The organism is Clostridiales bacterium, assembly GCA_017961515.1.
GTDB lineage: Bacteria > Bacillota > Clostridia > Acetivibrionales > RGIG10202 > RGIG10202.
The window spans coordinates 1-3512 of sequence record JAGCXC010000056.1 but is presented as its reverse complement, the minus strand read 5'-3'; the positions used below and the strand labels follow the sequence as shown (position 1 = coordinate 3512).

Sequence of the window (3512 nt, the reverse complement as noted above, 5' to 3'; positions counted from 1 at the left end):
TAATATTTAAAAACTTTTTTCCAATCTATTATAATGCCTTTTGTGGATTATCATCTAAGTATTTTACATCCTCTTTCTCAATTACCAATTTAAAAGCCTCCTAACTTTCTCATTTTTTCATTTTTAATACTGTCTTGTATCATTGTTTTATAATACTCATCTAAAGTCATACTAAAAGCAATCTCATAAATACAAGCTGAGCTCTCCTCATGCATCATAACACCATCAGGAGCAATCCAATCACTAGGAGAGTCCTCATAGTGTATTGTACGCTTTTCTGATATTCCAGCCTCTAGGCTCATGCCCCACTCAGAAAAGGCCTCAAAAGCATCACCCTTTATATTTAATAAAGCATTTTTAGGCATACCGGCAATTGTTGCTTTTACTTTTCCATTTTCCTCTACTAAGTACCTTTTAGCTCCTAAAACCTTTATTTTTGTATAATGTGCCTCGTGCTCATACTGGCCTAAATCATCAAACTCCGGCTCAGTCAGTCCAACAGCCTTTATCCTTTTACTCATCCAATCATTATACTTTTTTATTATCTCAAAAATAAGTGGATGAGCTCTAACTTTTATTGAGTCCGTATCATTATAAATAATATATCTATCACCTAACCGCTTTATTATTTCAAACATGGGTAGGAATAATGCTAGCCTTGCCTGAGCTGTCACCCATATACCTATCTGAGGCAATAAAAATGCCTTTTTACGCTCTTTCTCAAAATCTACACTATTTTCTATAGTTACCCAATTGCCATTAGAGTCTATTGTTACCTTATCCAATTGCACGCGTGTCACGAGGAGGCCATAGCTGGCATTTACGCCACTTTTCTCTATTGCGTACTCAGGTGAGTCCTTGAGGCCTTGCTTTTTCATTAAAGCCTTGTTTTTATAATGCCTATTAAGTACCGCTGTTACAAAAGAGGGCATCCGGCCACGCTCAGCAACCCAAATAGCTTTAATCCTAACAGGCCCATCCCAGCTATACAGCTCTTTATAGATTTTATAATCAATCTCAGTTATGCATACTTTTAAAGTCCCATTAAGCTCAGCAATACGGCCATTATCTATTATACCATCTATTACTTTTTTTAAGCCTCGCTTAGTCTCAATATATTTATAGGGTAACTCAATAGCCTTATGCTTGCTCTCGTATGATATAGAGGTTTTACGCTTAATATTATCAAACTCAGCTATCATAATTACACATTTAGATTTAATTAATTGCTCTAAATCATAATCATAAATAGGCTCAAAAGGAGTCACAGGATAGTACGCTACATTCATTTGAGCTGGATATGAACTAGTTATATCAAACCCATCCGCTCCAGCATCCTCAGGAGTATTTTTATCCTCTATTGTATAGCCACAGTTTAAAATATTGCCATGGGTATAACCGCCTCTAAAAAGATACCTAAACCAAAACTTATAAGTAGTCTCATCAGGAAAAGCATCATAAACTAATTGCTTATACTCTTGTCTCTGTTTGTAAGTTGTGCTCTCTTTTAGCTCTCTTTTCATTTCTGACCGGAGTAGGCCTGTTTTAGTTAATGGAATTTTTTTATCCGGCTTTATATACTTATCAAAAACGAAACTAGACCACTCTGCTAATATCGTAACATCATTAATACAATAGCGCTCCTCTGTTTCTTTTTCTAATGGTGTTTGTGAGCTCCTGAGCTTGCTATAGTCTAAATCTCCAACCAATTTCTGAGTAAAAGTATAATCTTTAGCAAGCTGAGCTAATGAGCCTCCTGAGATACTTAGCGCCTCTCTATAGTCAATACCTCCAACTGTAGGTGCGTTTAAAGGATGCCTCTCCTCCTTAGCAAAAAATCTATCAATTATCCATTTAAACCGGCTTTTAAGAAAAGTATACTCAAATCCTAAATTAGCAACCCAAACAATTATTCTAGTACTAGCATCTAAATGATAAAAAGCTTGTATTTGTTCAATACAGTCAACATAGGCCTCCCACTCTCTGCCTAGAAAAACTATACCCCAATCATCATTACATATAGATAATTGCCAATGATACATAAAACCTAGTTTTGTATCTCCATCTATTACATTAGTTGTCTCAATATCAAATCCAGCATATATAGGCAAATAATGTAGTACTTCCTTTTCTCCTATATCGTTAACTGTCTTAATAGAAATAACTCTACCGGCTGGCGGTAAATCAGGAAATCTCTGACCGGCTTTATAATGAATAATATAGGCCGGTATCTCACCTCCATTATGTAATTTTAGCTTTACCGCCTCGGTATGTTGCCTCCACCCTATTTGCATCCTGAGCCTCCTGTATTTTGGCATTATTGCCTCCCTCCTTATCCATTTCTCTCAATATCTCAGCCAACTCGCCATAAGTTTTAGAGCCTTTTGCACTTAATGCGTCTCTTATATCCTCACTATATTGTAGCTTGCCATCCTCCATATAAGATTTAACTAAGTCTTTATCAGCTACATACTGGGTAACCTCCTCCTTAGTAATATGCTTAGCCATGCGCTCAGCCTCACCAAATGACTCCGCTCCCCTTTCTCTAGCTATATCTCGCTTTATAGCCTGTTCGTATTGCCTAACGGTAGGCATTTTTAAAGCCTCTTTAAAAGCGTGCTGGCCTCTTGCATCTGTTCGGTTAGCCTGTTTGTTTCTAATCTGTATAATAGAGCCATTTGGAGTTTCTATAACTCTAGTTTGTCCCTCATTAGGAAAAGCGCTCTTTACTTTATTTAAATACTCTCCATAAATACTAGACTCTAATCCAAATCTATTTGCTATTGCCTCCAGTCTGCTATTCATTTTATCAATTTGATTATATATAGCTTTTTCTCGCTTGCCCATCCCTTTAGCCATGTTTTTTAGCCTCCATCCCTATAGTGAATAATACAGTTAACCAGCTCTTTATAGCATCATCTCTAACACCCTTAAACTTATCGGCCTTAATCTCCTGACCGGTACTAAGATAAATAAATAGATGATTATTTCTCTCGACTAACATACTATAACAGTCAACCTCTTTAGCGCATTTTCTAATCCGGCCATACTCTATCCAATCCTTATATTTTTGTCCTAATGTTTCATGTGAAACATTACGAGCCTCAGCTATTTTTAAATCTATCATTCTATCACCACCCTTTTAATAGTATATTGATTATCGTCTAATGTTGATATAATCTCTCTTATCAAATCAATATTATCCGTTACACCATATTTCTCATCCAGCTCAATAACGCTCTTACATGTGTGCTCATTTCTCTCATAGTAAATCTCTGCTGTCATAATTAACCTCCTTAATATATAGATAACTCAACATTAGTAAGTAGCTCAACTCTTATCAAATCATCTTTAGCCTGTAATCGGCATAATTTGCCGGTTACTAAATCAACAGTATATTTAGTGTCCTCAGTATTATTAATACATAACATAAAGTGCCTATCATTGTATTTAAATACCTCACCAGTTTTAACCTTACATAAATCAACCTCTTTAGCGCATTTTCTAATCCG

5 protein-coding genes are annotated in these 3512 nt (G+C 35.8%); all 5 read right to left on the bottom strand.

The window, feature by feature from the left end; all coding sequences use genetic code 11:
• Positions 1-89: 89 nt before the first annotated feature.
• A complete protein-coding gene (locus tag J6Y29_04120) occupies positions 90-2294 on the bottom strand; it encodes a hypothetical protein (protein ID MBP5427058.1) in 2205 nt (734 codons plus the stop codon).
• The gene (locus J6Y29_04115; protein ID MBP5427057.1) at positions 2242-2859 is read right to left on the bottom strand and encodes a hypothetical protein; all 618 of its coding nucleotides are present in this window, start codon (positions 2857-2859) and stop codon (positions 2242-2244) included. The genes J6Y29_04120 and J6Y29_04115 overlap by 53 nt, the downstream gene beginning before the upstream one ends.
• Entirely contained in the window at positions 2852-3127 is a 276-nt protein-coding gene (locus J6Y29_04110) for a hypothetical protein (protein MBP5427056.1), read from the bottom strand. Before J6Y29_04110 ends, J6Y29_04115 begins: the two co-directional genes overlap by 8 nt.
• Positions 3124-3285 (bottom strand): hypothetical protein, encoded by a 162-nt coding sequence (locus J6Y29_04105; GenBank protein ID MBP5427055.1) that lies wholly within the window; start codon positions 3283-3285, stop codon positions 3124-3126. Before J6Y29_04105 ends, J6Y29_04110 begins: the two co-directional genes overlap by 4 nt.
• An 11-nt stretch (positions 3286-3296) precedes the next feature.
• A partial coding sequence (locus J6Y29_04100) for a hypothetical protein (GenBank protein ID MBP5427054.1) occupies positions 3297-3512 on the bottom strand: 216 nt, incomplete at its 5' end.

What these genes read in the sequence shown, in the direction of transcription:
- J6Y29_04105 (MBP5427055.1), bottom strand. Translation starts at nt 3,285, where the DNA reads ATGACAGCAGAGATTTACTATGAGAGAAATGAGCACACATGTAAGAGC.
- J6Y29_04120 (MBP5427058.1), bottom strand. Translation starts at nt 2,294, where the DNA reads ATGCAAATAGGGTGGAGGCAACATACCGAGGCGGTAAAGCTAAAATTA.
- J6Y29_04115 (MBP5427057.1), bottom strand. Translation starts at nt 2,859, where the DNA reads ATGGCTAAAGGGATGGGCAAGCGAGAAAAAGCTATATATAATCAAATT.
- J6Y29_04110 (MBP5427056.1), bottom strand. Translation starts at nt 3,127, where the DNA reads ATGATAGATTTAAAAATAGCTGAGGCTCGTAATGTTTCACATGAAACA.